The following is a 2905-nucleotide window of genomic DNA, read 5'->3' as shown; positions in this document are numbered from 1 at the left end:
ACCCACTATCCTCCGCAGACGAAGCGGCGGTATCGAAATTCGCTACTGCAATGGTTGTCGAATGTAGTGATTTCAATAAGGACGATCACCGTATGCGCCGCCTCCATCCCATTGATTTTGCGTGTTTGTGACCATTGAGGTTTCTGCCTTTCTGCCAGAAGGTTTTCGGCAAGAGCTGGAGATTTGGCATGGCGGATGGTGAAGGATTTGTCGGACGATGCGAAGTGGTGGAGCCTCGTCGTGGAAACCGACGCTGGCCCGATGCTGTGAAAGCGCGGATTGTTGCGGAGAGCCTTCAGCCTGGAGCCCGGGTCGCTGACGTTGCGCGTCGTCATGATCTCGTTGCACATCAGCTTTCGAGCTGGCGACGACATGCGCGTCAGGGTCTTCTGGCGCTGCCTGCCGAACTGATGCCAGCCATTGACGGCGGGCCTATCGAGCCCGCCTTTGTGCCACTTGCGATTACGACGGAGCCGAAGACGGCTACCGAGGCTTTGTCGATCCCGGATCCGGACGCGGCCGCTTCGCAGATCGTGACGGTAGAAATAGGCGCAGACCTCGTGATGAGGGTTCCCGGCGATGTGCCGGTTGATCGGGTTGCAGCCTTGGTGCGTGCGATGCGAGGGACGGCGTGATCGTCGCGGGCCAACGGTTACCGATCCTGATCGCGACGCGGCCGGTGGACTTCCGCTGTGGCCATCAGGCGCTGGCATTGATGGTGCAGACCGAGTTGAAGCTTGATCCGCATTCCGGGGTGACGGTGATCTTCCGGTCGAAGCGCGGGGATCGCCTGAAAATCCTGGTATGGGATGGCACCGGAATGGTGCTGATCTACAAGGTTTTGGAGCAGGGAAACTTTGCCTGGCCCAAGGTGCAGGATGGAACGATGCGTCTTTCTCGGGCTCAATACGAAGCCTTGTTCGAAGGGCTTGATTGGCGACGGGTTATGGCGCAACGGGTGACAGCGCCGACTGCGGCAGGATGACTCAGCCGCCTTGTTTTGGCATTGTTTTATTGGGTTTTTCTGCTTCGATTTGTTATGAAGACGCATGTCGCAGCCGATCGATCTTAGCCAGTTCCCGGACCTTCCTCCCGAGGTATTGAAAGCCTTTGCGGCGGTGCAGTTCGAGCTGTCGGTCGAGCGTGCGGCACGTCAGCATGAGCAGGCGGTGGTGGCAGAGAAAGACGCCTTCATCACCGAGCTGAAGCAGCTGATCGAGAAGCTTGAGGGCCAGGTTCAGGACTATCGGCGCACGAAGTTCGGGCCGAAATCGGAAAAGCTCGATCCGACGCAGATGGAACTGGCGCTGGAGGACCTGGAGACGGCGATTGCCGAAACGCAGGCCCAGATCGCCTTCGTCGAGGAAAAGATCGCGGCCAGCGCAGTTGATCCCGCAAAGGCTGTTCCTCGCAAGGAGCGTAAGGCACGCGTGCTGCCGCAGGGCCTGCCGCGGGTCGAGCGGGTGATCGAGCCCGACAGCATTGGTTGCCCCTGTGGTTGCGGCAACATGGTCCGGATCGGCACGATCGGACGGAACGGCTCGATCAAATTCCGGCGTGCTACCAAGTGATCGTCACGATTCGCCCGAAATACGCTTGCCCCAAGGGTCGCACGGGCGTGGTTCAGGCCAGGGCGCCGGCACATCTGCTGGAAGGCAGCTGGCCGACCGAAGCCCTGTTGGCGCAGATCGCCGTCTCCAAGCATTCCGAACACATGCCGCTGAACCGTCAGGCCGCGGTCATGGCCCGACACGGAGTGCCGATCGACCGCACGGTCCTGGCAGATTGGATGGGTCGGACGGGTGCTGCGCTCGCGCCGGTGGTAGACCACATGGCCAAACGGCTGATGTCGGAAAGCGCGCGGCTCTATGTCGACGAGACCACGGCCCCGGTGTTGGATCCGGGACGCGGCAAGACGAAAACCGGTTATCTCTGGGCTATTCTGCGCGACGACCGCGGTTGGAACGGATCTGCGCCGCCGGGCGTAGTGTTCCATTATCGGCCGGGGCGTAAAGGCGAATATGCCGCAGAGATCCTCGATGGCTTCAACGGCACGATCCAGGTCGATGCCTACGGTGGCTACTCGCACCTTGCTACGCCAGACCGCACGGGCGGCGATCCGTTGAAGCTGGCCTTCTGCTGGGCGCATGGCCGCAGAAAACTGATCAAGGCCAAGCCCAAGAAGGGGTCGCCCATCGTCGACGAGGCGCTGTTGCGCATCGCCGCCCTCTACAAGATCGAGGACAGCATCCGCGGTTGTGATCCCGATCATCGCCGGGCTGTCCGCCAGAACCTGTCCCGTCCGCTGGTGGACGAGTTCTTCACCTGGTTGGCAGCTCAGGCCGCGCGCGTCTCACGCAAGTCCGACCTCGGCGAAGCTATGGCTTACATGCTCAAACGTCAGGATGGCTTCCGGCTGTTCCTGGACGACGGCCGCGTCGACATCGACTCCAACCTGGTCGAAAACGCGATCAGAAGCCCCGCCATGAACCGCCGCAATGCGCTCTTTGCCGGTCATGATGAGGGCGGACGGAATTGGGCTCGATTTGCCAGCCTGATCGGAAGCTGCAAGATGAACGGCGTTGAACCCTACGCCTACCTGCGCGATCTCTTCATCAGCCTCGCCAACGGCCACCTCGCCAAAGACATCGACGCCCTCATGCCCTGGGCCTATGCGCAACGGATCCGCGCCTCACAATGAGCTCGTCCGGGACTCCCCGATGAGCTCACAGGACCTTCCGCAAGCGATCGACATCACCGTTGCAACCGCAAAATCAATGGGGCGGAGACGCCGCATACGAAATTCACAGAGGCGCAGATTGCCTTCATTCTGAAGCAGGCAGAAGACGGTGTTGCCGTGGCGGAAGTCTGCCGCAAGGCCGGGATTTCCGACGCGACATTCTAC

At 60.9% G+C, this 2905-nt stretch carries 3 protein-coding genes and 1 pseudogene; all 4 read left to right on the top strand.

Annotated features, from left to right (window positions below; genetic code table 11):
- The first annotated feature begins 188 nt into the window (after positions 1-188).
- The gene (locus AAAC48_RS08830; protein WP_340653823.1) at positions 189-635 is read left to right on the top strand and encodes a transposase; all 447 of its coding nucleotides are present in this window, start codon (positions 189-191) and stop codon (positions 633-635) included.
- Positions 632-985 (top strand): IS66 family insertion sequence element accessory protein TnpB, encoded by a 354-nt coding sequence (gene tnpB / locus AAAC48_RS08825; protein ID WP_159415856.1) that lies wholly within the window; start codon positions 632-634, stop codon positions 983-985. The genes AAAC48_RS08830 and tnpB overlap by 4 nt, the downstream gene beginning before the upstream one ends.
- Positions 986-1049: 64 nt before the next feature.
- Positions 1050-2701 (top strand): annotated as a pseudogene (locus AAAC48_RS08820) (IS66 family transposase).
- A 72-nt stretch (positions 2702-2773) separates the two neighbouring features.
- Positions 2774-2905 (top strand): transposase (locus AAAC48_RS08815; RefSeq protein ID WP_340653824.1); only part of this gene is annotated, 132 nt, incomplete at its 3' end.

It is taken from the genome of Phyllobacterium sp. (assembly GCF_037994405.1).
In the GTDB taxonomy this organism is placed as follows: Bacteria; Pseudomonadota; Alphaproteobacteria; order Rhizobiales; family Rhizobiaceae; genus Phyllobacterium.
The sequence above is the reverse complement of the archived record's forward strand: the minus strand, read 5'-3'. Positions and strand labels throughout refer to the sequence as shown.

Bases quoted from the DNA above. Each gene is read 5' to 3' on its own strand.
- AAAC48_RS08830 (WP_340653823.1), top strand. From the start codon at position 189: ATGGCGGATGGTGAAGGATTTGTCGGACGATGCGAAGTGGTGGAGCCT.